Source organism: Pseudomonas sp. REST10 (assembly GCF_029542605.1).
In the GTDB taxonomy this organism is placed as follows: domain Bacteria; phylum Pseudomonadota; class Gammaproteobacteria; order Pseudomonadales; family Pseudomonadaceae; genus Aquipseudomonas; species Aquipseudomonas khazarica.
Map to the genome: position 1 here is coordinate 2,360,435 of NZ_CP035677.1, position 22,819 is coordinate 2,383,253.

The 22,819-nt window shown below is 65.1% G+C and carries 25 protein-coding genes; 8 read left to right on the top strand and 17 right to left on the bottom strand.

Translation table 11 applies throughout. From position 1 onward, the window contains the following. Positions 1–29: 29 nt before the first annotated feature. The 8 genes from ccoP (EWH21_RS11135) to ccoN (EWH21_RS11170) all read right to left on the bottom strand — a co-directional run bounded on the left by ccoP (EWH21_RS11135) (position 30) and on the right by ccoN (EWH21_RS11170) (position 6,757). Positions 30–1,025: a cytochrome-c oxidase, cbb3-type subunit III gene (ccoP, locus tag EWH21_RS11135; protein WP_037057022.1), complete on the bottom strand. Its 996-nt coding sequence runs from the start codon at positions 1,023–1,025 to the stop codon at positions 30–32. Then, positions 1,022–1,204 (bottom strand): CcoQ/FixQ family Cbb3-type cytochrome c oxidase assembly chaperone, encoded by a 183-nt coding sequence (locus EWH21_RS11140; protein WP_037057020.1) that lies wholly within the window; start codon positions 1,202–1,204, stop codon positions 1,022–1,024. The genes ccoP (EWH21_RS11135) and EWH21_RS11140 overlap by 4 nt, the downstream gene beginning before the upstream one ends. A gap of 6 nt (positions 1,205–1,210) precedes the next feature. Further along, positions 1,211–1,819: a cytochrome-c oxidase, cbb3-type subunit II gene (gene ccoO, locus EWH21_RS11145; protein WP_134675985.1), complete on the bottom strand. Its 609-nt coding sequence runs from the start codon at positions 1,817–1,819 to the stop codon at positions 1,211–1,213. After that, positions 1,819–3,261 carry a cytochrome-c oxidase, cbb3-type subunit I gene (gene ccoN / locus EWH21_RS11150; RefSeq protein ID WP_134675984.1) on the bottom strand — a complete coding sequence of 481 codons (1,443 nt, stop codon included), beginning with the start codon at positions 3,259–3,261 and terminating at the stop codon, positions 1,819–1,821. The genes ccoO (EWH21_RS11145) and ccoN (EWH21_RS11150) overlap by 1 nt, the downstream gene beginning before the upstream one ends. 343 nt (positions 3,262–3,604) lie before the next feature. Beyond that, positions 3,605–4,531, bottom strand: a complete 927-nt coding sequence (ccoP, locus tag EWH21_RS11155) for a cytochrome-c oxidase, cbb3-type subunit III (RefSeq protein WP_047589881.1) — start codon at positions 4,529–4,531, stop codon at positions 3,605–3,607. After that, complete coding sequence (locus EWH21_RS11160; RefSeq protein WP_037057539.1) at positions 4,528–4,704, bottom strand: CcoQ/FixQ family Cbb3-type cytochrome c oxidase assembly chaperone; 177 nt, start codon at positions 4,702–4,704, stop codon at positions 4,528–4,530. Before EWH21_RS11160 ends, ccoP (EWH21_RS11155) begins: the two co-directional genes overlap by 4 nt. Positions 4,705–4,709: 5 nt before the next feature. Continuing rightward, positions 4,710–5,318: a cytochrome-c oxidase, cbb3-type subunit II gene (gene ccoO / locus EWH21_RS11165; protein WP_134675983.1), complete on the bottom strand. Its 609-nt coding sequence runs from the start codon at positions 5,316–5,318 to the stop codon at positions 4,710–4,712. Beyond that, positions 5,318–6,757, bottom strand: coding sequence for a cytochrome-c oxidase, cbb3-type subunit I (ccoN, locus tag EWH21_RS11170; RefSeq protein WP_152488562.1), 1,440 nt, complete (start codon positions 6,755–6,757; stop codon positions 5,318–5,320). The genes ccoO (EWH21_RS11165) and ccoN (EWH21_RS11170) overlap by 1 nt, the downstream gene beginning before the upstream one ends. Before the next feature lie 101 nt (positions 6,758–6,858). Here ccoN (EWH21_RS11170) and EWH21_RS11175 point away from each other — a divergent pair, with 101 nt between their 5' ends. The 4 genes from EWH21_RS11175 (at position 6,859) to EWH21_RS11190 (ending at position 11,015) form a co-directional block, all read left to right on the top strand. After that, complete coding sequence (locus EWH21_RS11175; RefSeq protein WP_277700517.1) at positions 6,859–7,536, top strand: alpha/beta family hydrolase; 678 nt, start codon at positions 6,859–6,861, stop codon at positions 7,534–7,536. A 322-nt stretch (positions 7,537–7,858) separates the two neighbouring features. Continuing rightward, positions 7,859–9,268, top strand: coding sequence for a circularly permuted type 2 ATP-grasp protein (locus tag EWH21_RS11180; protein WP_047590580.1), 1,410 nt, complete (start codon positions 7,859–7,861; stop codon positions 9,266–9,268). Between the two features lie 2 nt (positions 9,269–9,270). Then, a complete protein-coding gene (locus EWH21_RS11185; protein ID WP_037053110.1) occupies positions 9,271–10,221 on the top strand; it encodes an alpha-E domain-containing protein in 951 nt (316 codons plus the stop codon). Further along, positions 10,218–11,015, top strand: a complete 798-nt coding sequence (locus EWH21_RS11190; RefSeq protein ID WP_277700518.1) for a transglutaminase family protein — start codon at positions 10,218–10,220, stop codon at positions 11,013–11,015. The genes EWH21_RS11185 and EWH21_RS11190 overlap by 4 nt, the downstream gene beginning before the upstream one ends. Positions 11,016–11,021: 6 nt before the next feature. Here EWH21_RS11190 and EWH21_RS11195 read toward each other — a convergent pair whose 3' ends face one another. Beyond that, positions 11,022–12,260, bottom strand: a complete 1,239-nt coding sequence (locus EWH21_RS11195) for an MFS transporter (RefSeq protein WP_277700519.1) — start codon at positions 12,258–12,260, stop codon at positions 11,022–11,024. 125 nt (positions 12,261–12,385) lie between these two features. Between EWH21_RS11195 and EWH21_RS11200 the strand changes: the two genes are divergently transcribed. Then, positions 12,386–13,273: a LysR substrate-binding domain-containing protein gene (locus EWH21_RS11200; RefSeq protein WP_277700520.1), complete on the top strand. Its 888-nt coding sequence runs from the start codon at positions 12,386–12,388 to the stop codon at positions 13,271–13,273. Here the strand turns inward: EWH21_RS11200 and EWH21_RS11205 are convergent. Together EWH21_RS11205 and EWH21_RS11210 are read right to left on the bottom strand one after the other, a co-directional pair. After that, the gene (locus EWH21_RS11205; RefSeq protein ID WP_277700609.1) at positions 13,270–14,055 is read right to left on the bottom strand and encodes a cytochrome c; all 786 of its coding nucleotides are present in this window, start codon (positions 14,053–14,055) and stop codon (positions 13,270–13,272) included. The two genes, EWH21_RS11200 and EWH21_RS11205, sit on opposite strands and share 4 nt — an antisense overlap. 20 nt (positions 14,056–14,075) lie before the next feature. Beyond that, positions 14,076–14,438, bottom strand: coding sequence for a rhodanese-like domain-containing protein (locus EWH21_RS11210; protein WP_037053105.1), 363 nt, complete (start codon positions 14,436–14,438; stop codon positions 14,076–14,078). A 686-nt stretch (positions 14,439–15,124) separates the two neighbouring features. Between EWH21_RS11210 and EWH21_RS11215 the strand changes: the two genes are divergently transcribed. Both EWH21_RS11215 and EWH21_RS11220 read left to right on the top strand, forming a co-directional pair. Next, positions 15,125–16,330 carry an acetyl-CoA C-acetyltransferase gene (locus tag EWH21_RS11215; protein ID WP_037053104.1) on the top strand — a complete coding sequence of 402 codons (1,206 nt, stop codon included), beginning with the start codon at positions 15,125–15,127 and terminating at the stop codon, positions 16,328–16,330. 120 nt (positions 16,331–16,450) lie between these two features. After that, positions 16,451–18,595 (top strand): 3-hydroxyacyl-CoA dehydrogenase NAD-binding domain-containing protein, encoded by a 2,145-nt coding sequence (locus tag EWH21_RS11220; protein WP_277700521.1) that lies wholly within the window; start codon positions 16,451–16,453, stop codon positions 18,593–18,595. A 58-nt stretch (positions 18,596–18,653) separates the two neighbouring features. Here the strand turns inward: EWH21_RS11220 and ptrC are convergent, their stop codons facing one another. Then, positions 18,654–18,854 carry a type III secretion system co-regulatory protein PtrC gene (gene ptrC / locus EWH21_RS11225; protein WP_037053098.1) on the bottom strand — a complete coding sequence of 67 codons (201 nt, stop codon included), beginning with the start codon at positions 18,852–18,854 and terminating at the stop codon, positions 18,654–18,656. A gap of 21 nt (positions 18,855–18,875) precedes the next feature. Further along, positions 18,876–18,989 (bottom strand): PA2485 family small membrane protein, encoded by a 114-nt coding sequence (locus EWH21_RS11230; protein WP_277700522.1) that lies wholly within the window; start codon positions 18,987–18,989, stop codon positions 18,876–18,878. 298 nt (positions 18,990–19,287) lie between these two features. On the opposite strand from EWH21_RS11230, the gene EWH21_RS11235 reads away from it, so the two are divergent. Beyond that, a complete protein-coding gene (locus tag EWH21_RS11235) occupies positions 19,288–20,013 on the top strand; it encodes an amidotransferase (protein ID WP_277700523.1) in 726 nt (241 codons plus the stop codon). A gap of 41 nt (positions 20,014–20,054) precedes the next feature. Here the strand turns inward: EWH21_RS11235 and EWH21_RS11240 are convergent, their stop codons facing one another. From EWH21_RS11240 to alaC, 4 genes are all read right to left on the bottom strand, one after another. Then, the gene (locus EWH21_RS11240) at positions 20,055–20,297 is read right to left on the bottom strand and encodes a hypothetical protein (RefSeq protein WP_047588484.1); all 243 of its coding nucleotides are present in this window, start codon (positions 20,295–20,297) and stop codon (positions 20,055–20,057) included. Between the two features lie 9 nt (positions 20,298–20,306). Further along, positions 20,307–20,501 carry a hypothetical protein gene (locus tag EWH21_RS11245; protein ID WP_134675977.1) on the bottom strand — a complete coding sequence of 65 codons (195 nt, stop codon included), beginning with the start codon at positions 20,499–20,501 and terminating at the stop codon, positions 20,307–20,309. A 144-nt stretch (positions 20,502–20,645) separates the two neighbouring features. Continuing rightward, a complete protein-coding gene (locus EWH21_RS11250; protein ID WP_134675976.1) occupies positions 20,646–21,368 on the bottom strand; it encodes a 1-acylglycerol-3-phosphate O-acyltransferase in 723 nt (240 codons plus the stop codon). Between the two features lie 160 nt (positions 21,369–21,528). Continuing rightward, the gene (gene alaC, locus EWH21_RS11255; RefSeq protein WP_037053093.1) at positions 21,529–22,761 is read right to left on the bottom strand and encodes an alanine transaminase; all 1,233 of its coding nucleotides are present in this window, start codon (positions 22,759–22,761) and stop codon (positions 21,529–21,531) included. Between the last annotated feature and the right edge of the window lie 58 nt (positions 22,762–22,819).

Genomic DNA, 22,819 nt, shown 5'->3' on the forward strand with positions numbered 1-22,819 from the left:
TGACCCTTGTCAAAAGAGTCCTTCTACGCTTACTGCTCTTGCGCCTTGTGCGACAGGCTGTAGACGTAAGCGGCCAGCAGGTGGACCTTGTCGTTGCCGAGGAATTCTTCCTGGGCCGGCATCTTGCCGTGACGACCGTAGCGGATGGTCTGCTGCAGTTGCGCGTAGCTGCTGCCGTAGATGAACGCTGCCGGGTTGGTCAGGTTCGGGGCGCCCAGGGCAGGGGTACCCTTGCCGTCGGCGCCGTGGCAGGCGAAGCAGGTACCGGCGAAGACCTTCTGGCCCGCTTCGATGTCGGCTTCGGTGCCTTCCGGCAGCTCACGACCCGCCAGCTGGGTCAGGACGTAGGCGGCGACGTTGCGCACGCCATCTTCGCCGATGACCGGACCCTGAGGCGTCATGGCACCTTCGCGACCCTTGAGGATGGTGGTCTTGATGGTTTCCGGCTCGCCGCCCCAGCGCCATTCGTTGTCGGTCAGGTTGGGGAAGCCGTAGCTGCCCTTGGCATCGGAACCGTGGCACACCGAGCAGTTGGAAGCGAACAGACGACCACCCATTTTCAGGGCTTGCTCGTCCTTGGCCACTTCCTCGATGGGCATGGCAGCGTACTTGGCGAACAGCGGGCCGTATTGCTCGTCGGCGCGCGCCATTTCCTTCTCCCACTGGTGCACGCCGGTCCAGCCCGCGTGACGCATGGAGCCGTCGGCGATCTGTACGCCGGCAGCGAAGGGGGTCTTGCTCTCGCTGTCGACGTAGTCGTAGCCCGGCAGCAGGCCCTTCCAGTTGCCCAGGCCCGGGTAGAGGGCCAGGTAGCCGAGGGCGAAGATGATGGTGGCGACGAACAGCATGAACCACCACTTCGGCAGCGGGTTGTCATACTCCTCGATGCCATCGAAGCTGTGGCCGACGGTTTCGTCGGTCACTTCCTGGCGCTGGCCCTTGCGGGTGCCGAAGATCAGCCAGGTCAGGGCGAAGATGGTGCCCAGGGAGAGGATGGTTACGTACCAACTCCAGAACGTGGTCATTGGTTATTGCTCCTGGAAGAGTCTTGGTCGCGCTTGGTTTCGGGATCATCCGCGAAGGGCAGGTTGGCGGCCTCGTCGAAGCCCGACTTGCGCTTGCTGCTGTAGGCCCAGAGCACCACGCTGATGAAGGCGATGAACACCACCGCCGTGCCGATTCCGCGAATAGTCCCGATATCCATGGCGTCTTACCGTTTGTTCTTGATGGAAGTGCCGAGAACCTGCAGGTACGCGACCAGCGCGTCCATTTCGGTCTTGCCTTTCACGGCATCGCGAGCACCGGCGATATCTTCGTCGGTGTAGGGGATGCCGAAGCCACGCATGACTTCCATCTTCTTCGCGGTGTCCTTGCCATCGAGCTTGTTCTCGACCAGCCAGGGGTAGGCCGGCATCTTCGACTCGGGCACTACGTTGCGCGGGTTGTACAGGTGGGCGCGGTGCCACTCGTCCGAGTAACGGCCGCCGACACGTGCCAGGTCCGGACCGGTACGCTTGGAACCCCACAGGAAGGGGTGGTCCCAGACGCTTTCACCGGCGACGGAGTAGTGGCCGTAGCGCTCGGTCTCGGCGCGGAACGGACGGATCATCTGCGAGTGGCAGCCAACGCAACCGTTGGCGATGTAGATATCACGGCCTTCCAGCTCCAGTGCGGTGTAGGGCTTGAGGCCTTCGACCGGCTCGTTGGTGACGTCCTGGAAGAACAGCGGGACGATCTGGGTCAGGCCACCGATGCTGACGGCAATCACCATCAGCAGCGCCATCAGGCCGATATTCTTCTCGATGATTTCGTGTTTCATCAGTGAGCTACTCCGGCGGGAATCTGCGCAGCCGCATCGTATTCAGCCGGCTTGGCGGCACGCACGGTGCGGTAGGTGTTGTAGGCCATCAGCAGCATGCCGGTGACGAAGAAGGCACCACCGATCATGCGCACGACATAGCCCGCATGGCTGGCTTCCAGCGCTTCGACGAAGGAGTAGGTGAGGGTGCCGTCTTCGTTGACCGCGCGCCACATCAGGCCCTGGGTGATGCCGTTGACCCACATCGAGGCGATGTACAGCACGGTGCCGATGGTGGCCAGCCAGAAGTGCGCGTTGATCAGGCCGATGCTGTGCATCTGCTCGCGACCGAACACCTTCGGAATCAGGTGATACAGCGAGCCGATGGAGATCATCGCTACCCAGCCGAGGGCGCCAGCGTGCACGTGGCCGATGGTCCAGTCGGTGTAGTGGGACAGGGCGTTGACGGTCTTGATGGCCATCATCGGGCCTTCGAAGGTGGACATGCCGTAGAAGGCCAGGGACACCACTAGGAAGCGCAGGATCGGGTCGGTGCGCAGCTTATGCCAGGCGCCGGACAGGCTCATCATGCCGTTGATCATGCCACCCCAGCTCGGCGCCAGCAGGATCACGGACATCGCCATGCCGAGGGACTGGGCCCAGTCCGGCAGTGCGGTGTAGTGCAGGTGGTGCGGGCCGGCCCAGATGTACAGGGTGATCAGCGCCCAGAAGTGCACGATGGACAGGCGATAGGAGTAGATCGGACGCTCGGCCTGCTTGGGTACGAAGTAGTACATCATGCCCAGGAAGCCGGTGGTCAGGAAGAAGCCCACGGCGTTGTGGCCGTACCACCACTGGATCATGGCGTCGGTGGCACCGGCATACATGGAGTAGGACTTGGTCAGGGTGACCGGTACTTCCATGCTGTTGACGATGTGCAGCATCGCGGTGACCAGGATGAAGGCGCCGAAGAACCAGTTGCCCACATAGATGTGCTTGGTCTTGCGCTTCATGATGGTGCCGAAGAACACCAGCAGGTAGGTGACCCAGACCACACCCAGGAGGATGTCGATCGGCCACTCGAGCTCGGCGTATTCCTTGGAGCTGGTGTAGCCCATGGGCAGGGTGATCACCGCCAGGACGATGACCGCTTGCCAACCCCAGAAGGTGAAGGCAGCCAGACCGTCGGAGACCAGACGCGTTTGACAGGTGCGCTGGACCACGTAGTACGAGGTCGCGAAGAGGGCGCATCCGCCGAAAGCGAAGATCACCGCGTTGGTATGCAAGGGACGCAGACGGCCGAAGCTGGTCCACGGCAGGCCCAGGTTGAGTTCTGGCCACACGAGTTGTGCGGCGATGAACACGCCTAGACCCATCCCAATGACCCCCCAGATCACCGTCATAATGGCGAACTGGCGGACCACCTTATAGTTATAAGCAGTCTGACTGATTGCTGTGCTCATGCTAGGGGTTCCACGGTTAATGGAGTTTTATGGGGCAAAAATCGGCGGCAAGTATGGAGAAAGCAGGTAGCCATTGCAACGCAACATGCCGACACGAACGGGGTTTCAGAGCCTTTCAAGGGGACTGCGGGCAGGCCCCGGAGACAGCTCCGGCAGCTTTGGCGCAACCAATTTGCGCAGCGCTAAGAAGGGATCGCCTTGGAGTTGTGTCAGATGGCGACTGAAAGGCAGCTTAGCCCAGATCAAGAAAATTGCAGGGCTATTGGTCGGCAGGTGCGACACTGGGTCGCACAGGTGCTGGGAGGGGCCGGCGACCAGGGGATGATCGCCGGCAAAGCGGGAGTTACTCGTTCTTGCCCTGGCTCAGTTTCAGCACATAGGCCGCCAGCAGGTGGGCCTTGTCGTTACCCAGGAAATCTTCCTGAGGCGGCATGTTGCCACTGCGACCATAGCGGATGGTCTGCTGCAACTGGGCGAAGCTGCTGCCGTAGATGAATGCGCTCGGACGGGTCAGGTCCGGTGCACCCAGGGCAGGGGTGCCCGTGCCGCTGGCGCCGTGGCAGGCGAAGCAGGTGGTGGAGAAGATCTTCTCGCCTGCTGCGACGTCGGCGACTTCACCTTCCGGCAGTTCGCGACCCGCCAGCTGGGTCAGGACGTAGGCGGCAGCGTTGCGCACGCCGTCTTCGCCGATCACCGCACCCTGCGGCGGCATCATGCCGTGACGCCCCTTGAGGATGGTGGTCTTGATGGTCTCCGGCTCGCCGCCCCAGCGCCAGCTGTCGTCGGCCAGGTTGGGGAAGCCGTAGCTGCCCTTGGCGTCGGAACCGTGGCATACCGAGCAGTTGGAGGCGAACAGGCGGCCACCCATCTTCAGGGCTTGCTCGTCCTTGGCCACGTCCTCGATGGGCATGGCGGCGAACTTGGCGAAGATCGGCCCGTACAGCTCATCGGCACGATCCATCTCGCGTTGCCACTGGTTGACCTGGGTCCAGCCGTCCTTGTAACCCGGCAGCAGGCCCTTGAAGTTGCCCAGGCCCGGGTAGAGCAGCAGGTAGGCCGCGCCGAACACCAGGGTGCCGAGGAACAGCATGAACCACCACTTGGGCAGCGGGTTGTCATACTCCTCGATACCATCGAAGGCATGGCCCATGGTCTGCTCGGTCGGGTTCTTGTGCACTTCGCTCTTGCGGGTGGCGAAGATCAGCCAGAACAGCGCGATCAGCGTGCCCACGGTGAGCAGGGTGATGTATAGGCTCCAGAAGGCGGTCATGCTTCGTTACTCCAGACATCGGGCTTGTCGTCGGCGAACGGCAGGTTGGCCGCTGCGTTGAACTCGTCGCGGCGCTCGCCGCTATAGGCCCAGAAGGTGACTGCGGTGAAGGCGATCAGTACCAGCGCGGTACCCAGCCCGCGCAGCGTGCCCACATCGATGAATTCCAACATGGCGCTTACCTCTTGTTCTTCACGGCGGTGCCAAGCACCTGGAGGTAGGCGACCAGCGCGTCCATCTCGCTCTTGCCCTTGACCGCATCACCGGCCCCGGCGATGTCCTCGTCGCTGTAGGGCACGCCAAGGGTGCGCAGGGCACTCATCTTCTTGGCGGTGTCCTGGCCGTCGAGGGTGCTTTCCACCAGCCAGGGGTAGGCCGGCATCTTCGACTCGGGCACGACGTTGCGCGGGTTGTACAGGTGAGCGCGATGCCACTCGTCCGAGTAACGGCCGCCGACGCGGGCCAGGTCCGGACCGGTACGCTTGGAACCCCACAGGAAGGGGTGGTCCCAGACGCTTTCACCGGCGACGGAGTAGTGGCCGTAGCGCTCGGTCTCGGCGCGGAACGGGCGGATCATCTGCGAGTGGCAGCCGACGCAGCCCTCGCGGATGTAGATGTCGCGACCTTCGAGCTGCAGGGCGTTGTAAGGCTTGAGGCCTTCGACCGGCTCGTTGGTGACGTCCTGGAAGAACAGGGGAACGATCTGGGTCAGACCACCGATGCTGACCGCCAGGATCATCACCAGCGCCATCAGGCCGATGTTCTTCTCGAGAATCTCGTGTTTCATCAGTGGGCTCCTTCTACCGAGAACTGCGCAGCGGCTTCCATCTCGGTCGACTCGGCGCTACGCACGGTCAGCCAGACGTTCCAGGCCATCAGCAGCATGCCGCTGAAGAAGATGGCGCCACCGATCACCCGCACCACGAAGCCGACATGGCTGGCTTCCAGCGCTTCGACGAAGGAGTAGGTGAGGGTGCCGTCTTCGTTGACTGCACGCCACATCAGGCCCTGAGTGATGCCGTTGACCCACATCGAGGCGATGTAGAGCACGGTGCCGATGGTGGCCAGCCAGAAGTGGCCGTTGATCAGGCCGATGCTGTGCATCTGCTCGCGACCGAAGACCTTGGGAATCAGGTGATACAGCGAGCCGATCGACACCATGGCGACCCAGCCGAGGGCGCCGGCGTGCACGTGGCCGATGGTCCAGTCGGTGTAGTGGGACAGGGCGTTGACGGTCTTGATGGCCATCATCGGGCCTTCGAAGGTGGACATGCCGTAGAAGGCCAGCGATACCACCAGGAAGCGCAGGATCGGGTCGGTGCGCAGCTTATGCCAGGCGCCGGAGAGGGTCATCATGCCGTTGATCATGCCGCCCCAGCTCGGTGCCAGGAGAATCAGCGACATCACCATGCCGAGGGACTGGGCCCAGTCCGGCAGCGCGGTGTAGTGCAGGTGGTGCGGACCGGCCCAGATGTAGACCGCGATCAGCGCCCAGAAGTGGACGATGGACAGGCGGTAGGAATAGACCGGACGACCTGCCTGCTTGGGCACGAAGTAGTACATCATCCCCAGGAAGCCAGCGGTCAGGAAGAAGCCCACGGCGTTGTGGCCGTACCACCACTGGATCATCGCATCGGTCGCACCCGCGTACAGCGAGTAGGACTTGGTCAGGGTGACCGGAATCTCCATGTTGTTGACCAGGTGGAGGATCGCCACGGTGAGAATGAAACCGCCGAAGAACCAGTTGCCCACGTAGATGTGGCTGACCTTGCGTTGCATGACGGTGCCGAAGAAGACGATGGCGTAGGACACCCACACGATGGTGATGAGGATATCGATCGGCCACTCGAGCTCGGCGTATTCCTTGGAGCTGGTCCAGCCCAGCGGCAGGCTGATCGCGGCCAGCACGATCACCAGTTGCCAGCCCCAGAAGGTGAAGGCAGCCAGCTTGGGTGCGAACAGCGTGGTTTGGCTGGTGCGTTGCACCGCGTAGTAACTGGTGGCGAACAGTGCGCAGCCACCGAAGGCGAAGATCACCGCATTGGTGTGCAGTGGGCGGAGCCGGCCGAAGCTGGTCCAGGGTAGGTTGAAGTTCAGTTCGGGCCAGGCCAGCTGGGCGGCGATGAATACGCCGAGTCCCATGCCGACGATGCCCCAAACCACCGTCATAATGGCGAACTGGCGAACCACCCTGTAGTTGTAGGCGGAACGGGTTGTTGTGTTCATGTCTGGGCTTCCATCCACGGTTATGGCAGAGCGGCCGACATCCGTGGCACCCCTAGGCATGAGCAGGCCATGAACACCACGGATATCGACGCGAGGCAAGCATGAGCAAAGGGCCATCTGGGTTTATTGACGCCGATCAATGTGAGCAGGGGCAGCCCTGGCTGTGGGACGAACCGCCGCAGGCGGCAACGGCCACTCTGATCCTGGCGCACGGTGCAGGCGCAGCGATGGACAGTCCGTTCATGCAGCGCATGGCGCAGGGGCTCGCCGCGCGCGGCGTGCGCGTGGTGCGCTTCGAGTTCGCCTACATGGCCCAGCGCCGTGTGGATGGACGCAAGCGCCCCCCGAATCCCCAGGCGCAACTGCTGCAGCAATGGCGTGACGTCCATGCCCGGGTGCGCCAACTCGTCGCAGGGCCCCTGGCCATCGGCGGCAAGTCCATGGGCGGGCGCATGGCCAGTCTGCTGGCAGACGAACTGGGGGCGGCTGCCCTGGTTTGCCTGGGCTACCCTTTCTATGCCGCCGGGAAACCGGAAAAGCCCCGTGTCGCCCACCTGGCCGAGCTGCGCACGCCGACGCTGATCGTCCAGGGCGAACGCGATGCGCTGGGTAATCGTGAGGCGGTCGCCGCCTACGCCTTGTCCTCGGCCATCGACCTGCACTGGCTGGCCGCCGCCGACCACGACCTCAAGCCGCTGAAGGCGTCGGGCTACACTCATGAGCAGCACCTCGACACGGCCGTGCAGGTCGTTGCCGAGTTTCTCGCCTCCAGGCAGTGAGGGGGCGCTTCACCCTGGGGCAGTTCATGCCGTCGCCTGCGTGCGAAAGCGATTGCACTTGACCGAGCGGTCACGCAATGTGACGGACAGCTGGCCGCGTCCGGCGTGGAGCGGGTGGTGCAGGCTCTCTGCCTGCATCGCGAGGCGTTCGCCGCTCCTGCGCCACCTAATGGGGCGACAGGTTGTGACGGCAACATTGCGCCGCACCTTGATGGTGCGTGGAGTATTCGATCATTTGCTAGGTTGTTGAAATTAAAGGATTAATAGTGCTGGCTCGGGCCTTGCAGAGGATGCTGCAAGTCCGGGTGACAAGGAGTACGGCATGGCCCGCACCTTTTATGACGAGATGTACGACGCGAGTGGCGCTGTCCGCCCGCACTACCGAGAGTTCGCCCGCTGGCTGGCGGAAACGCCGGACGAGCTGCTGGCCCAGCGCCGGCGCGAAGCCGATCTGTTGTTCCATCGCGCGGGTATCACCTTCACCCTCTACGGCGACGATCAGGGCACCGAGCGGCTGATTCCCTTCGACATCGTTCCACGCGCCATACCCGCCAGCGAGTGGCGCATCGTCGAGCGTGGCTGCATCCAGCGCGTGCAGGCGCTCAACCTGTTCCTCGCCGACCTCTACCACGACCAGCGCATCATCAAGGCGGGCATCATCCCGGCCGAACAGGTGCTGGCCAACGAGGGGTACCAGATGGCCATGCAGGGGCTCGACCTGCATCGCGACATCTACGCGCACATCGCCGGGGTCGACCTGGTGCGCGATGGCGACGGCAGCTACTACGTGCTCGAGGACAACCTGCGTACGCCGAGCGGCGTCAGCTACATGCTCGAAGACCGCAAGATGATGATGCGCCTGTTCCCCGAGTTGTTCGCCGCGCAGCGCGTGGCGCCGGTGGATCACTACCCGAACCTGCTGCTCGACGCGCTGAAGAGCTCCAGCCCGCTGGACAACCCCACGGTCGTGGTGCTGACCCCGGGACGTTTCAACAGCGCCTATTTCGAGCACGCCTTCCTGGCCCGCGAGATGGGCGTGGAGCTGGTGGAGGGGGCGGACCTGTTCGTGCGTGACGACAAGGTCTACATGCGCACCACCGCGGGGGCGCGCCAGGTCGACGTGATCTACCGCCGTCTCGACGACGCCTTCCTCGATCCGCTGGCCTTCAACCCCGAGTCGATGCTCGGCGTCGCCGGGCTGCTGTCGGCCTATCGCGCGCGCAACGTGGTGCTGGCCAACGCCATCGGCACCGGTGTCGCGGACGACAAGTCGGTCTATCCCTTCGTCGGCGACATGATCCGCTTCTACCTGGACGAGGAGCCGATTCTCAAGAACGTGCCGACCTGGCAGTGCCGCAAGCCGGAGGAGCTGTCCCACGTGCTGGCCAACCTGTCCGAGCTGGTGGTCAAGGAAACCCAGGGCTCCGGTGGCTACGGCATGCTGGTCGGGCCGGCGGCGAGCAAGGCCGAGATCGAGACCTTCCGTGCCCGCCTGATCGCCAAGCCGGAGGCCTACATCGCCCAGCCGACGCTGAGCCTGTCGACCTGCCCGACCTTCGTCGAGCGCGGCATCGCACCGCGCCATATCGATCTGCGTCCGTTCGTCCTGACCGGCCGCGAAACCCGCCTGGTGCCTGGCGGCCTGACGCGCGTGGCACTGCGCGAAGGCTCGCTGGTGGTCAACTCGTCGCAAGGCGGCGGGACCAAGGACACCTGGGTGGTGGAGGACTAATCATGCTCAGTCGTACTGCCTCCGATCTGTACTGGATGTCGCGCTACCTGGAGCGTGCCGAGAACCTCGCGCGCATGCTCGACGTCAGCTACTCGCTGTCGCTGATGCCGCAGGACGGCCGTGGCGACGGCCTCGACGAACTGGCCATGCCGCTGCTCATCACCGGCACGCTGGACGAATACCTGGAGCGTCATGGCCCGCTGCATGCCGAGCGCATGCTGCACTTCTTCGCCCTCGATGCGAGCAACCCCGGCAGCATCTACTGCTGCCTGCAGGCGGCGCGCAGCAATGCGCACGCGGTGCGCGGGCGCATCACCGCCGACATGTGGGAGAACATCAACGCCACCTGGCTGGAAATGCGCGGCATCGCCGAGCAGGGGCTGGGGCGTTATGGCATCAGTCGCTTCTGCGAGTGGGTCAAGGAGCGTTCGCACCTGTTCCGTGGCGCCACCTTCGGCACCATCATGCGTGGCGAGGCCTATCGCTTCATCCGCCTGGGCACCTTCATCGAGCGCGCCGACAACACCCTGCGTCTGCTCGATGCGCGCTACGAAATGCTCGGCGAAGAGATCGACGAACTGGAGGAGCGCACGGCGCGCAGTTACTACCAGTGGAGCGCGCTGCTGCGTGCGCTGTCCTCGTTCGAGGCCTTCGCCGAGATCTACCGTGGCTCGCCGCGCACGCGCAAGGTCGCCGAACTGCTGCTGCTGCGTCCGGACGTGCCGCGTTCGCTGCGCGCCTGCATGGAAGAACTCAACCTGATGCTCGCCGGTCTACCGGGGGAGAACGGTCGCCCCGCGCAGCGCCTGGCCGCCGAACTGGATGCGCGCCTGCGCTACACCAGCATCGACGAAGTGCTCGACGAAGGTCTGCACGCCTGGCTGACCGACTTCATCCTGCTGGTGCGCCAGCTGGGCAACACCATCCACACGTCCTATCTGGAGGTCGCATGAGACTTTCGATCAGTCATGACACCACCTACCGTTACGATGATCAGGTGCGCGCGAGTATCCAGTACCTGCGCCTGACCCCGCATGACAGCGAGCGACAGCAGGTGCTCAGCTGGCAGCTCGATCTGCCGCGCCCGGTGCATGCGCAGATCGATCCGTACGGCAACATCCTGCATGTGCTGACCCTGGACGAGCCGCACGAGGCCATCGTCATCGGCGCCCGGGGCCAGGTGGAGATCGACGAGACGTGCGAGGCCGAGCACGAGCAGCAGTCGGCGTTGCCGTTCCTGCGCTTCACCCGCCTGACCCAGGCGGATGACGCCATTCGCGAGTTCGCCGCGCAGCACGCCAGGGCGCACAGCGACCGCAACGGCCTGATCGACCTGATGCATGCGCTCAATGCCCATATCGTCTATCAGCCGGGCGTCACCGAAGTGGATACCAGTGCTGCCGAGGCCTTCGCCGGCCGTCGCGGTGTCTGCCAGGACCACACCCATGCCTTCCTCGCCTGTGCTCGCAGCCTGGGGGTGCCGGCGCGCTACGTGTCGGGCTACCTCTACACGGACGATGCCGAGCACCTGGCCAGCCATGCCTGGGCCGAGGCCTGGGTTGGCGATGCCTGGTACAGCTTCGACGTGACCAACTGCCTGGCACGCCCGGGGCGTCACCTGAAGCTGGCGGTCGGCCTGGACTACCTCGATGCCTGCCCGGTGCGCGGCATGCGCCGTGGCGGTGGTTGCGAGCAGATGCATGCGCAGGTGCAGGTCGCGCCGTTGCTGCAGGTGCGCCAGCAGTAGGGTCGTTCAGCCGCGCGACGCGCGCAGCAGCGGCCAGGCTGCCAGCGTCAGCAGGGCCGCCACGCCCCACACCAGCGGCCAGTCACCGTGGCGCAGGCCGGCGGCGACCAGCGTCGGGGTGAGGAACATGCCGACGAACACCAGGGTGTTGGCCATGCCCAGCACCGTGCCCGCACGGGCCACGCCGGCCTGGCTGGCCAGTTCGGTATAGGCCACGCCATGCCATGCCGAGATCAGGATGCCGCAGCCGATCAGCAGCGCCAGCACCAGCGCCGGGGGCAGCATCTGCCGCGTCAGCAGGGCGGTGGCACCGGCCAGTAGCAGGTAGGCCGCAGCGGCCGCCAGCACGCAGCGCCACAGGTACAGATGACGATTGCCGTTGCGGTCGCTCCAGCGCCCGCTCAGCACGCGTGCGACGGCGGCACCGAGCTGCAGGGTGGCCAGGCTGGCGCTGACCATGAGCAGGCTGCCGCCGAGCTGCTCATGTATGAACACCGCGCCGAAGCTGAGGATCACGAACTGCGGCATGCACAGCACGCCGATACCCAGCGCCAGGCGCCACAGCGGCGCTTCGCTCCAGGCCGGGCGCAGGGCGCGGCGCTCGGGTTCCGCCTGGGCCTGGCCGGGAGCCTCGTGCAGCCAGCGCCAGGTCAGGTAGCCGGCCAGCGCGCAGAGCCCGGCGAGCAGGCCGAACACCAGGCTGAACCCCTGCTGGCGCGCCAGTGACGGCAGCACGCAGGCCCCCAGCAGGCCGCCCAGGGGCACGGCGGTCTGGCGGATGCTCATGGCCAGCCCGCGTTCGCCGGGGCCGAACCAGGCCATCACCGCGCGACCGCTGGCGGCGTTCACGCTACCGCCGGCCAGCCCGGCGAGCGTCAGGCCGGCGCACAGGCGTATCAGGGCGCCATCACCCGGCTGCCCGCCGATGGCCAGGCCAAGCAGCGCCAGGCCAGTCACCAGCAGGCCGCAGAGCAGCACCGGGCGGTCGCCCCAGCGGTCGGTCAGCATGCCCCAGGGCAACTCGCTCAGAGCCAGTCCCAGACCCATGCTGCCGAAGACCCAGGCCAGTTCGGCATGGCCGAAGCCGTAGTCGCTGCTCAGGCTCAGTGCCGTGGTCGGCAGGCCGGCGGTAGCGGCAATCAGCGCGGCGTTGGCGACGAAACCGGCGATCAGCACCTTCCAGCGCTGGCTCAGCGGCGGGGCCTGTGGCGGACAGGTGGTGGCGGTGGGAGCGGGCATGTTCATGATCGGTTCTCGCTGCACATGCGCAGGCCGGATGCCTCGCGCTTGAGGTCTGGCAGTGTGCGAGAGAGAATCCGTGCTGAAAATCGGATAATTTCCAACTGTTGATTCCAAAAAACGGGAGTGTCATGCGCCTGACCAACTTCGACATGGACGCCCTGCGCACCTTCGTTACCGGGGTCGAACTGGGCAGCTTCGCTCGCGCCGCGCAGCGCCTGGGGCGCTCGACCTCGGCCACCAGCGCACAGCTGCGCAAGCTCGAGAGTCAGGCCGATGCCTTGCTGCTGCGTCGCGCGGGGCGCGGCCTGGCGCTGACCGACAGCGGCGAGCTGATGCTGGCTTACGCCCGACGCCTGCTGGCCCTCAATGACGAGGCCTGTGCCGCGCTGCACAGCGGCCGGCTCGGTGGTGAGGTGCGTCTGGGTCTGCAGGAAGACTTCGGCGAAATCCTCCTGCCGGAGGTGCTCGGCCGCTTTGCGCGCTTGCATCCACGGGTGCGCATCGAGGTGCGGGTGGCGCGCAACGCCGAGTTGCTCGAGGCGCTCGCCGCTGGTGGGCTCGACCTGGCGCTGGTCTGGGGGGGCGATCCTGCTGCGCCGGGGCGCGAGCTCCTGGGCCGGGTGCAGATGTGCTGGATCGGCGACGCCGAGGTACTGGCCCGCTGGCGCGAACAGGCGGGCGAACCGTTACCGCTGCTGTGCTTCGAGGCGCCATGCCTGTTCCGTTCCGAGCCATGTGCGGCGCTGGATCGTGCCGGTTTGCCCTGGCGCGTGGCGTTTTCCAGCGCCAACCTGGGTGGCCTGTGGGCCGCCGCGCGTGCGCGCCTGGGCATCACCGTGCGTACGGCGCTGTGCCTGCCGGCCGGTGTCGAGGTCCTGCCGAGCGGCAGCAGCGGCTTACCGCCGCTGCCGACTCTGGAGCTGGCCCTGCACCGCGCCGAGGCGCAGCCGAGCGAGCCGGTGCAGTTGCTGCAGAGCCTGATTCGCGAGGCGCTGGAGGAGAGCCTGCCGCGCTAGCCCGGCGGCGGGAGCTTGCGCGTGGCCATGTGTTGCAGGTAGGCGATCAGCTGCTGCAGCTGCGTGGCGTCGAGCACCTGCTCGGAGAAGCCGGGCATGCGTGCCTGTGGCCAGCGCCGCAGGCTTTGCGGGTCACGGATGTACTGGCGCAGGAAGTCGCCGGTGAAGTACTCGGTGGGGTTGTAGGGGATATTCAGATCGGGGCCGAACGCGGAGTCACCGGCGCCATTGAGGCGGTGGCAGGCCATGCAGTTCTTCTGGAACAGGGCGAAGCCGGCCTGCACCTCGCTGCTCGCGTCACCGGCCGGGAGCAGGGCGGGGAAGCGTTGCTCCACCGCCGCGAGCTGGCGAATCCTGACGACCTGGAAGGGCCACTGCTCGGGGCTGATCTGGCTGGCGTGCGGGTCGGTCCAGACCAGGTAGAATGGCCCCGCGCTGGCCTTGCCCTGGGCCAGCGGTGGCCACGGCTCGTCCGGGTCTTCGATGGCCAGCCAGGCCTTGGCCCCTTCGTCGGCCAGCAGCAGGGCGGCCGGAAGCTCGGCGGCGAAGCCGTCCGATGCCACCGCCTGCAGGTGATCGCCCGCCGTCACGCCCTCGAGCAGCGCGCGGATCGGGACCGCACGGTAGCGCATGGGGCGCTTGTAGCTGACGTCGTCGGCGATCTCGATGTCGCGGGCCTGAGGGTGGTGCAACAGTTCGCTGCTGCTCCAGCTGCGCGTGCCAGCGTTCAGTTGCGCGGCGAACTCGCCAGCCTGCAGCGAGAGGGAACAGCCAAGAAGCATCAGGCTGACCAGCAGCCCCCTCATTCGCCGCGCTCCAGGAGCGGCAGCAGGTCGTCATACGCGCCTGCATTGATCACCCGGCTGTAGCCCAGTGCCTGCAGCTTGTCCTGCGCGAATGAGGAGCGCCGCCCGCTGCGGCAGTACAGCACCAGCGGGCGGTCCTTGTCGGGGGCCACGCTGGCGATGCGTTCCGCGATCCGATCATGTTCGAGGTTGATAGCGCCGGGCAGGGCGCCGTCGGCGAATTCCTCGGCGCTGCGCACGTCGATCAGCAGGCTGTCTTCGTCTTGCAGCGTCTCGAGTGCGGCAGCCTGGTCCACTTCCGCGGCGTGGGCGCCGGCAAGGGTGAACAGGCCGGTAAGGAAGAGAATGGCGAGGCGCATGTCTGGCTCCGGGGCTGGCGAGGGATCGAACTATCTTTGCCCGATGCGGGCGCGCCGTCCAGACGGGGTGTCAGCAGGTCATGGGAAAGCACCCGCCCTGTGCCGAGCGCACCACGGCGTCTGCACAGCAGCGGGGTCGTTGAGGGGTCAGCTGACCAGACGGGTCAGGTTGGGAAGGATCAGTATGACCGCCGTGGCGAAGAGAATGACGCCAGCCTGACGGTATTTCGGCTGCTTGTTCATGGCCATATGCCTCTTGTTGTTATGGGCGTCGTGTCGGACGCCTGCCGGTCTGCCTGGCGAGCTGCTGCCTGGGCGTAGTTCCATCGACCGCCCCGGCATGACCCAGCGACGGTTCCCTGCACCGGTTTTCGTCAAGGTGCATGACTAACTCTAGGGCTGCAGTCAGCGCTTTCTTAGATGACTTGGTTGCTAATGGCTGGCTGCTAGGAAACACGCGCTATGACGCGCGCCAGGCGCGCAGGCCGCATGCCTTGTGGCAGACAGGTTGCTCGGGCCCATGTGGCCGTTGACGAACAAACGACCGTTCGTCTGAGCTCAGTGGTCAATGGCGCTGAGCGCTTCGGTCATTGAGCGCTGGCCTCGTGGCGCTAAGGTAGGGACGCTCAAACAAGAACCGGCGCGGCGCCGTGATCGCCAGCGCCGCATGACCTTCCGAGGATGCCATGACCGAAGCTTATATTTTCGACGCGGTGCGCACGCCGCGTGGCAAGGGCAAGAAGGACGGCGCGCTGTACAGCGTCAAGCCCGTCCAGCTGGTCGCCGGCCTGCTGACTGCCCTGCAAGCCCGTAACGATCTGGATACCAGCCAGGTGGACGACATCGTGCTGGGCTGCGTGACGCCGGTAGGCGACCAGGGCGCCGACATCGCCAAGACCGCCGCGATGGTGGCCGACTGGGACGTATGCGTGGCGGGCGTACAGCTCAATCGCTTCTGCGCCTCGGGGCTGGAGGCGGTGAACATGGGAGCGATGAAGGTGCGCTCCGGCTTCGAGGACCTGGTGGTGGTCGGTGGCGTCGAGTCGATGTCACGCGTGCCCATGGGCTCCGACGGCGGCGCCTGGGTGATGGACCCGGAAACCAACATTCACTCCAATTTCGTGCCGCAGGGCATCGGCGCCGACCTGATCGCGACGCTGGAAGGGTTCACCCGCGCGGACGTCGATGCCTTCGCCCTGCGTTCGCAGCAGAAGGCCGCACGCGCCAGCGGTAATGGCGCATTCGCCAGGTCCCTGGTGCCGGTCCGCGACCAGAACGGCATCCTGCTGCTCGAACATGACGAATTCATCCGTGGCGACTCGACGCTGGAGGGGCTGAACAAGCTCAAGCCCAGCTTCGAGATGATGGGGCAGATGGGCTTCGATGCCACCGCCTTGCGCGTCTACAGCCATGTCGAGCGTATCGAGCATGTGCACACGCCGGGCAACAGCTCCGGCATCGTCGACGGCGCCGCGCTGATGCTGATCGGCTCTGCGGCCAAGGGCAGCGAACTGGGCCTGAAACCACGTGCGCGTATCGTCGCCACGGCGGTGACCAGTACCGATCCGACCATCATGCTCACCGGGCCGGCGCCTGCCACGCGCAAGGCGCTGGCCAAGGCGGGGCTGGCGGTGGATGACATCGATCTGTTCGAGGTCAACGAGGCCTTCGCCTCGGTGGTGATGAAGTTCATGAAGGACATGGGCGTGAGCGAGGACAAGGTCAACGTCAATGGCGGCGCGATCGCCATGGGGCACCCGCTGGGCGCCACCGGCTGCGCGATCCTCGGCACGCTGCTCGACGAACTGGAGAAGCGCCAGCTGCGCTATGGCCTGGCCACCCTTTGCGTGGGCGGTGGCATGGGTATCGCCACCATCATCGAACGTATCTAGGAGCTGTCACGGGCGACTGCGCTCGGCCGCGCGGCGCTGGAAGTCCAATGATTTCCGCCTTGCCTGAGCCGCGCGCGTGACGCCCCTGAAGCACTCCCCGAATATTTGGGACGTGAAAAAATGACTGACGCCATCCGCTACGAAAAAGGCCAGGACGCTATCGTCGTCCTGACCATGGATATGCCCGGCCAGAGTGCCAACACCATGAACGCGGTGTACCGCGAGGCCATGGCCGAGATCGTCGACCGCCTGGAGGCGGAAAAGGACACCATCGCCGGGGTCATCGTCACCTCGGCGAAGAAGACCTTCTTCGCCGGCGGCGACCTCAACGAACTGATCCAGGTCACCCCAGCCGATGCCCAGGGTTTCTACGAGATGATCCTCAAGATCAAGGGCCAGTTGCGCCGTCTCGAGACCCTCGGCAAACCGGTGGTCGCGGCCATCAACGGTGCCGCGCTGGGTGGTGGCTGGGAGATCGCCCTGGCCTGCCACCAGCGCATTGCCCTGAACGAGCCCCATGTGCAGCTCGGCCTGCCGGAGGTCACTCTGGGGCTGCTGCCCGGTGGTGGCGGCGTGGTGCGCATGGTGCGCATCCTCGGCCTGGAAAAGGCGCTGCCGTACCTGGCCGAAGGCAAGAAGGTGCGCCCGGAGGCAGCGCTCAAGGCCGGGCTGATCCATGATCTGGCCGGCGACCGCGAGGAGATGCTGGCCAAGGCGCGGGCCTGGATCGCCGCCAACCCGACCGCGCGGCAGCCCTGGGACGTGCAGGGCTACAAGATTCCGGGGGGGACGCCGAGTTCACCGAACGTGGCGCAGATGCTGGCCATTGCCCCGAGCGTGTTGCGCGACAAGACCCGGGGCTGCTTCCCCGCGCCGGAGAAAATCATGTGCGCGGCGGTCGAGGGCGCGCAGGTCGACTTCGACACCGCGCAGATCATCGAGGCGCGCTACTTCACCGAGCTGACCTGCGGCCAGGTGGCGAAGAACATGATCGGCACCTTCTGGTTTCATCTCAATGAGATCAATGCCGGCGGTTCGCGCCCGCAGGGTTACCCGAAGACCCGGACGAAGAAGGTCGGTGTGCTCGGCGCGGGCATGATGGGTGCGGGTATCGCCTACGTATCGGCAGCGGCGGGTATCGAGGTGGTGCTCAAGGACGTGTCCGTCGAAGCGGCGGAGAAGGGCAAGGGCTACTCGGCCAGGCTGCTGGACAAGAAGGTCGGCAGGGGGCACATGAGCGCCGAGCAGCGCGACGCGTTCCTCGGGCTGATCAAGGCGAGCGACAGCGAGGCGGACTTCGACGGCTGCGACCTGATCATCGAGGCGGTATTCGAGGATCGTGCGCTCAAGGGCAAGGTCACCGCCGCCGCAGAAGCGGCCGCGCTGGGCGATGCGGTGATCGCCTCCAACACCTCGACGCTGCCGATCACCGGTCTGGCGACTGCCGTGGCCAGGCCGGAGAACTTCATCGGCCTGCATTTCTTCAGTCCGGTCGACAAGATGCCGCTGGTGGAAATCATCCGCGGCGAGAAGACCTCCGACGAGACGCTGGCGCGTGGTTTCGACTACGTCATGCAGATCAAGAAGACCCCCATCGTGGTCAACGACAGCCGTGGCTTCTTCACCTCGCGGGTGTTCGGCACCTTCACCAACGAAGGCCTGGCCATGCTTGGCGAAGGCGTCAGCGCAGCGATGATAGAGAACGAGGCACGCAACGCCGGCATGCCGGTCGGCCCGCTGGCGATCAGCGATGAAGTGTCGATGAGCCTGATGAACCACATCCGCCAGCAGACCATCAAGGACCTGGCGGCAGAGGGCAAATCCGTCCCCGAGCACCCGGCCTTCGCGGTCATCGACATGATGCTGGGCGAGTACAAGCGTCCAGGCAAGGCGGCTGGCATGGGCTTCTACGACTACCCGGCCGCTGGCAAGAAGCACCTGTGGCCCGAGCTCAAGGCGCGTTTCGAAAAGGCCGATGCGCAGATTCCGCAGCAGGATGTCCGCGACCGGATCCTGTTCATCCAGGCCATCGAGACGGTACGTTGCGTCGAGGAGGGCGTGCTGCAGTCGGTGGCCGATGCCAACGTCGGCTCGATCTTTGGCATTGGCTTCGCTGCCTGGACGGGCGGTGCGCTGCAGTACATCAATCAGTACGGGGTGAAGGACTTCGTCGCCCGTGCGCAGTACCTGGCCGAGCAATATGGCGAGCGCTTCCTGCCGCCGGCGCTGCTGCTGGAGAAGGCGGCCAAGGGTGAGTGCTTCTGAGGCGGCTGGTGTGCAAAGAGACGGCCCGATGGGCCGTTTCTTTTTGGGGGAGCGTCCGTCAGGCCGCCTGGCACCAGCCCTGCTGAATGCACACCGCTTCGTGAATGGCCAGCATCTCACTGTAGCGGGTCGGCATGCGCAGGGTCAGCATGCTGCCGTCATCGAGCTGCAGGGCGGCTTCGCTCTCGAACTGCAGGCCGTCGTCTTGCAGGTGAACGTAGGTGACGCCATAGGCGTCCAGGCTGAGTTGGCTGTGCATGGCGGCTCTCCTGGCGGGTCGTCAGCTGGAACGGACGTCGCGGTTTGCCGGTGCCGCAGGGGCAGGGCGAGCCGGGGCGGAGGTCTGGAAGGCGGAAGCAGCGGCGAAGCTGGCGAGCGCGGCATAAATGCTCATGATCGATTTCCTTCTGTGTGATGAGGGCGACTGCCCGGTGAAGTGATATTCACCGCAGGCTCGCCATCACAGAAGTGAATGGTGTGCATGGTAACTATCGAAGCGGCTGATAGCGCCTCGTGCAGCGCCATTGCGTCAGGGCGATGTCAATTTTAATTGACGAATGTTCGCAGCCTTGCACAGGGCTCCGGAACGCCGAATATGCGTGTAAATCAGGCTTGGCTATTTCTTTGTGTGGGGGCATGTGTTAAGAAAAACGCACAAATCGTCCTACCTTCGTGCTCACACAGGAAACCTCATGTCACTGCGTATCTGCATCCTGGAAACTGACATCCTCCGTCCCGAACTGGTCGACCAGTATCAGGGCTATGGCCGTATGTTCGAGCAGCTTTTCGCTCAGCAACCGGTTGCGGCGGAGTTCAGTGTCTACAACGTGGTGGAGGGGCATTACCCGCCCGACAGCGAGCAGTTCGACGCCTACCTGGTGACCGGCAGCAAGGCGGATTCGTTCGGCAGCGAGCCATGGATCCAGACCCTCAAGCAGTACCTGCTCGAGCGCTACCAGCGTGGCGACAAGCTGCTGGGCATCTGCTTTGGTCACCAGTTGCTGGCGCTGTTGCTGGGCGGCAAGGCCGAGCGTGCCGAGCAGGGCTGGGGTGTTGGCGTGCACAGCTATCGCCTGCAGGGCAACCCGGAGTGGATGAGCCCGGCACTGGACGAGCTGCAACTGCTGATCAGCCACCAGGACCAGGTCACTCGCCTGCCGGAGAAGGCCACGCTGCTGGCGTCCAGCGACTTCTGCCCGATCGGTGCGTACCACATCGAGGATCAGGTGCTGTGCTTCCAGGGCCACCCCGAGTTCATCCACGATTACTCGCGGGCGCTGCTCGAGCTGCGTCAGCAGCACCTTGGCGAGCAGGTCTATCAGCAAGGGGTGGACAGCCTCAAGCACGCCCAGCAGGGCAGTGTGGTGGGCGAGTGGATGATGCGCTTCGTCGCCCAGGGCAGGAAAGCCAAGGCCTGAGCCTGATTCGCCGTCAGAAAAGCCCGGGTTTCCGGGCTTTTTCATGCCTGCCTGACGGGCAGGAAGTAGGGCGAGAAGCGCTCGTCGCGGCTGGGTGGCGGGCTGCTGCGCTGCCGCTTGAGGCTCTCGGCCAGGTCGAGGTGATGGGCGAGCTTGTGGCTGCATTCGATGTTGCGCGCCACAGCGCCAGCCGAGCCTTTGCCGATGCCGACCAGGGCCAGCAGGGTGGTCAGCAGGGCCATGCCGGCAAGCATCAGCAGGCGGCTCCGTTGGGTTCTGAGCATGGCCGCACCTCAGCTTGGCGAGAGGGCGCGCAACAGCGCCGGCAGCTGGCTGATCAGCGTCTGCAGCGGCGCCGACTGTTCGAAGGTCGGCGTGCTTGGCTTCAGGCTGGCATAGCTCAGCACCAGCACCGTGGAGGTGCTGATCAGATACAGGCCGATGGCTGCGAGGGCGCCGTTGCGGGCCGCTTGTGCGAGGCGTGACATGTCCGTGCTCCAGGTCTTGGGTAGGCGTGGGCACAGAATCGCTCAAGGGATTTCGATTGAATAATGGATGTGCAGCAGAGTAACTATCGATCGTTTTGATGGTTGCCGCGGGTTGTCGGTGCGCACCGACAACCCGTCTGCCAGTCAGGCGCTGGCCAGTTCCGCGTCCATGCTGTTGATGCACTCGCGCATGGCCTGCTGGCAGCGCTCCATCAGCGCCGGCATGTCGTCCAGGCTCAGGCCGGCAGTGGGGATGGCCGGCAGCGAGCGGATCAGGATGCGGCCGCTGTTCCAGCGGTTGAGGCGCATGGACCTGGCATAGTTGCTCACGCACACCGGAATGATCGGGACGCCGGCGTTGATCGCCATCTGGAAGGCGCCTTTCTTGAACGGCAGCAGGCCACGGCCGAGATTGCGCGTGCCCTCCGGGAACACCCAGATCGAGGTGTCGTGATCACGCAGGGTTGCGGTGGTGGTCAGCATGGCGCGCTTGGCAGCCAGGGCGTTGCTGCGGTCGATCAGCACGTTGCCCGCCAGCCAGTACAGCTGGCCGAAGAACGGCACCCATTTGAGGCTCTTCTTGCCGATGCTCACCGTGCGCCTGGGCACCACGCGGCCCAGCACGTACAGGTCGAAGTTGGACTGATGGTTGGCGATGATCACGCATGAACGCTGGTGTTCCAGCAGCGGACGGACGTCGGCCTTGAGCTTGAGGCGCAGCAGGCACAGCGCGGGCAGCGAGTAGAGGCGTGCGCAGAGGCGGCTGTTGTCCGGGTTGAAGGGGCGGCACAGGCCGAGCAGCAGGCCGAGCAGCCCGGCGAAGATGAAATGCACGCCCATCAGCAGCATGCGCAGAACGAAGAGCATCGAGGTACGACCGTCAGGGAAGGGGCGCGCAGTGTACGGGCGTTCACTCTGCCGGGCAATTCCCCGGAACTACCAGCTGAGGTTGGCAAACGTCATGAATTGTCGCAGATCTTGTCAGCTTTGCCGCTGATGGAGAAAGGGCGCCTTGCGGCGCCCTCTGTCACTGTTCCTGCTCGGCTCTGGCGGGCTTGCCCGGCAGCAGGCCGTCGGCCCTGAACATCGCCTTGATCCCGCGCAGCGCCTGGCGCGTGCGGTCCTGGTTCTCGATCAGGGCGAAGCGGACGTGGTCGTCGCCGTAGTCACCGAAGCCCAGGCCGGGCGACACGCAGACCTTGGCTTCGGCCAGCAGCTTCTTGGCGAACTCCAGCGAGCCCAGATGCGCGTAGGCCTCGGGAATCTTGGCCCAGACGTACATCGAGGCCTTGGGCTTCTCTACCATCCAGCCGATCTCGTGCAGCCCCTTGACCAGCAGGTTGCGACGCTGGCGGTACTGCTCGGCGATATCGCGCACGCATTGCTGGTCGCCTTCCAGGGCAGCGATGGCGGCCACCTGCAGGGGGGTGAAGGTGCCGTAGTCGTGGTAGCTCTTGATCCGCGCCAGGGCGTTGACCAGCTCGGGGTTGCCGACCATGAAACCGATGCGCCAGCCGGCCATGTTGTAGCTCTTGGACAGGGTGAAGAACTCCACCGCGATGTCCTTGGCGCCCGGCACCTGCATGATCGACGGGGCCTTCCAGCCGTCGTAGACGATGTCGGCATAGGCCAGGTCATGCACCACCAGTACGTCGTACTGCTTGGCCAGGGCGACCACGCGCTCGAAGAAGTCCAGCTCCACGCACTGCGCGGTGGGGTTGGAGGGGAAGCCCAGGATCATCATCTTCGGCTTGGGAATCGACTCGCGGATGGCGCGTTCCAGCTCCGCGAAGAAGTCCACGCCCGGCACCAGCGGTACCGAACGCACCTGGGCGCCGGCGATCACCGCGCCGTAGATGTGGATCGGGTAGCTGGGGTTGGGCACCAGCACGGTGTCGCCATGATCCAGGGTGGCCAGCATCAGGTGCGCCAGGCCTTCCTTGGAGCCGATGGTGACGATGGCTTCGCTTTCCGGATCGATCTCCACGTCGTAGCGGTCCTTGTACCAGCGCGAGATGGCGCGGCGCAGGCGTGGAATACCGCGGGAGGTGGAGTATCCGTGGGTGTCTTCGCGCTGGGCGACCTGCACGAGCTTCTCGACGATGTGCGGCGGAGTCGCACCGTCGGGGTTGCCCATGGAGAAGTCGATGATGTCTTCACCGCGACGGCGCGCAGCCATCTTCAGTTCGGCGGTGATGTTGAAGACGTAGGGGGGGAGACGATCGATGCGCGCAAAGCGGCGCTTGGCGTTCTCTGCCATGATTTCCTCGGATACGTAAGCGCCCGGAACCGTCCGAGCGACGTTGGTCACTGCTGTG

What these genes read in the sequence shown, in the direction of transcription:
- EWH21_RS11245 (WP_134675977.1), bottom strand. Translation starts at nt 20,501, where the DNA reads ATGTCACGCCTCGCACAAGCGGCCCGCAACGGCGCCCTCGCAGCCATC.
- ccoO (WP_134675985.1), bottom strand. Translation starts at nt 1,819, where the DNA reads ATGAAACACGAAATCATCGAGAAGAATATCGGCCTGATGGCGCTGCTG.
- EWH21_RS11160 (WP_037057539.1), bottom strand. Translation starts at nt 4,704, where the DNA reads ATGTTGGAATTCATCGATGTGGGCACGCTGCGCGGGCTGGGTACCGCG.
- EWH21_RS11250 (WP_134675976.1), bottom strand. Translation starts at nt 21,368, where the DNA reads ATGCTCTTCGTTCTGCGCATGCTGCTGATGGGCGTGCATTTCATCTTC.
- EWH21_RS11185 (WP_037053110.1), top strand. Translation starts at nt 9,271, where the DNA reads ATGCTCAGTCGTACTGCCTCCGATCTGTACTGGATGTCGCGCTACCTG.
- ccoN (WP_134675984.1), bottom strand. Translation starts at nt 3,261, where the DNA reads ATGAGCACAGCAATCAGTCAGACTGCTTATAACTATAAGGTGGTCCGC.
- alaC (WP_037053093.1), bottom strand. Translation starts at nt 22,761, where the DNA reads ATGGCAGAGAACGCCAAGCGCCGCTTTGCGCGCATCGATCGTCTCCCC.
- EWH21_RS11240 (WP_047588484.1), bottom strand. Translation starts at nt 20,297, where the DNA reads ATGCTCAGAACCCAACGGAGCCGCCTGCTGATGCTTGCCGGCATGGCC.
- EWH21_RS11140 (WP_037057020.1), bottom strand. Translation starts at nt 1,204, where the DNA reads ATGGATATCGGGACTATTCGCGGAATCGGCACGGCGGTGGTGTTCATC.
- EWH21_RS11215 (WP_037053104.1), top strand. Translation starts at nt 15,125, where the DNA reads ATGACCGAAGCTTATATTTTCGACGCGGTGCGCACGCCGCGTGGCAAG.
- ccoP (WP_037057022.1), bottom strand. Translation starts at nt 1,025, where the DNA reads ATGACCACGTTCTGGAGTTGGTACGTAACCATCCTCTCCCTGGGCACC.
- ccoN (WP_152488562.1), bottom strand. Translation starts at nt 6,757, where the DNA reads ATGAACACAACAACCCGTTCCGCCTACAACTACAGGGTGGTTCGCCAG.
- EWH21_RS11195 (WP_277700519.1), bottom strand. Translation starts at nt 12,260, where the DNA reads ATGAACATGCCCGCTCCCACCGCCACCACCTGTCCGCCACAGGCCCCG.
- ptrC (WP_037053098.1), bottom strand. Translation starts at nt 18,854, where the DNA reads ATGCACAGCCAACTCAGCCTGGACGCCTATGGCGTCACCTACGTTCAC.
- ccoO (WP_134675983.1), bottom strand. Translation starts at nt 5,318, where the DNA reads ATGAAACACGAGATTCTCGAGAAGAACATCGGCCTGATGGCGCTGGTG.
- EWH21_RS11200 (WP_277700520.1), top strand. Translation starts at nt 12,386, where the DNA reads ATGCGCCTGACCAACTTCGACATGGACGCCCTGCGCACCTTCGTTACC.
- EWH21_RS11205 (WP_277700609.1), bottom strand. Translation starts at nt 14,055, where the DNA reads ATGCTTCTTGGCTGTTCCCTCTCGCTGCAGGCTGGCGAGTTCGCCGCG.
- EWH21_RS11235 (WP_277700523.1), top strand. Translation starts at nt 19,288, where the DNA reads ATGTCACTGCGTATCTGCATCCTGGAAACTGACATCCTCCGTCCCGAA.
- EWH21_RS11220 (WP_277700521.1), top strand. Translation starts at nt 16,451, where the DNA reads ATGACTGACGCCATCCGCTACGAAAAAGGCCAGGACGCTATCGTCGTC.
- EWH21_RS11180 (WP_047590580.1), top strand. Translation starts at nt 7,859, where the DNA reads ATGGCCCGCACCTTTTATGACGAGATGTACGACGCGAGTGGCGCTGTC.
- EWH21_RS11210 (WP_037053105.1), bottom strand. Translation starts at nt 14,438, where the DNA reads ATGCGCCTCGCCATTCTCTTCCTTACCGGCCTGTTCACCCTTGCCGGC.
- EWH21_RS11190 (WP_277700518.1), top strand. Translation starts at nt 10,218, where the DNA reads ATGAGACTTTCGATCAGTCATGACACCACCTACCGTTACGATGATCAG.
- EWH21_RS11175 (WP_277700517.1), top strand. Translation starts at nt 6,859, where the DNA reads ATGAGCAAAGGGCCATCTGGGTTTATTGACGCCGATCAATGTGAGCAG.
- ccoP (WP_047589881.1), bottom strand. Translation starts at nt 4,531, where the DNA reads ATGACCGCCTTCTGGAGCCTATACATCACCCTGCTCACCGTGGGCACG.
- EWH21_RS11230 (WP_277700522.1), bottom strand. Translation starts at nt 18,989, where the DNA reads ATGAGCATTTATGCCGCGCTCGCCAGCTTCGCCGCTGCTTCCGCCTTC.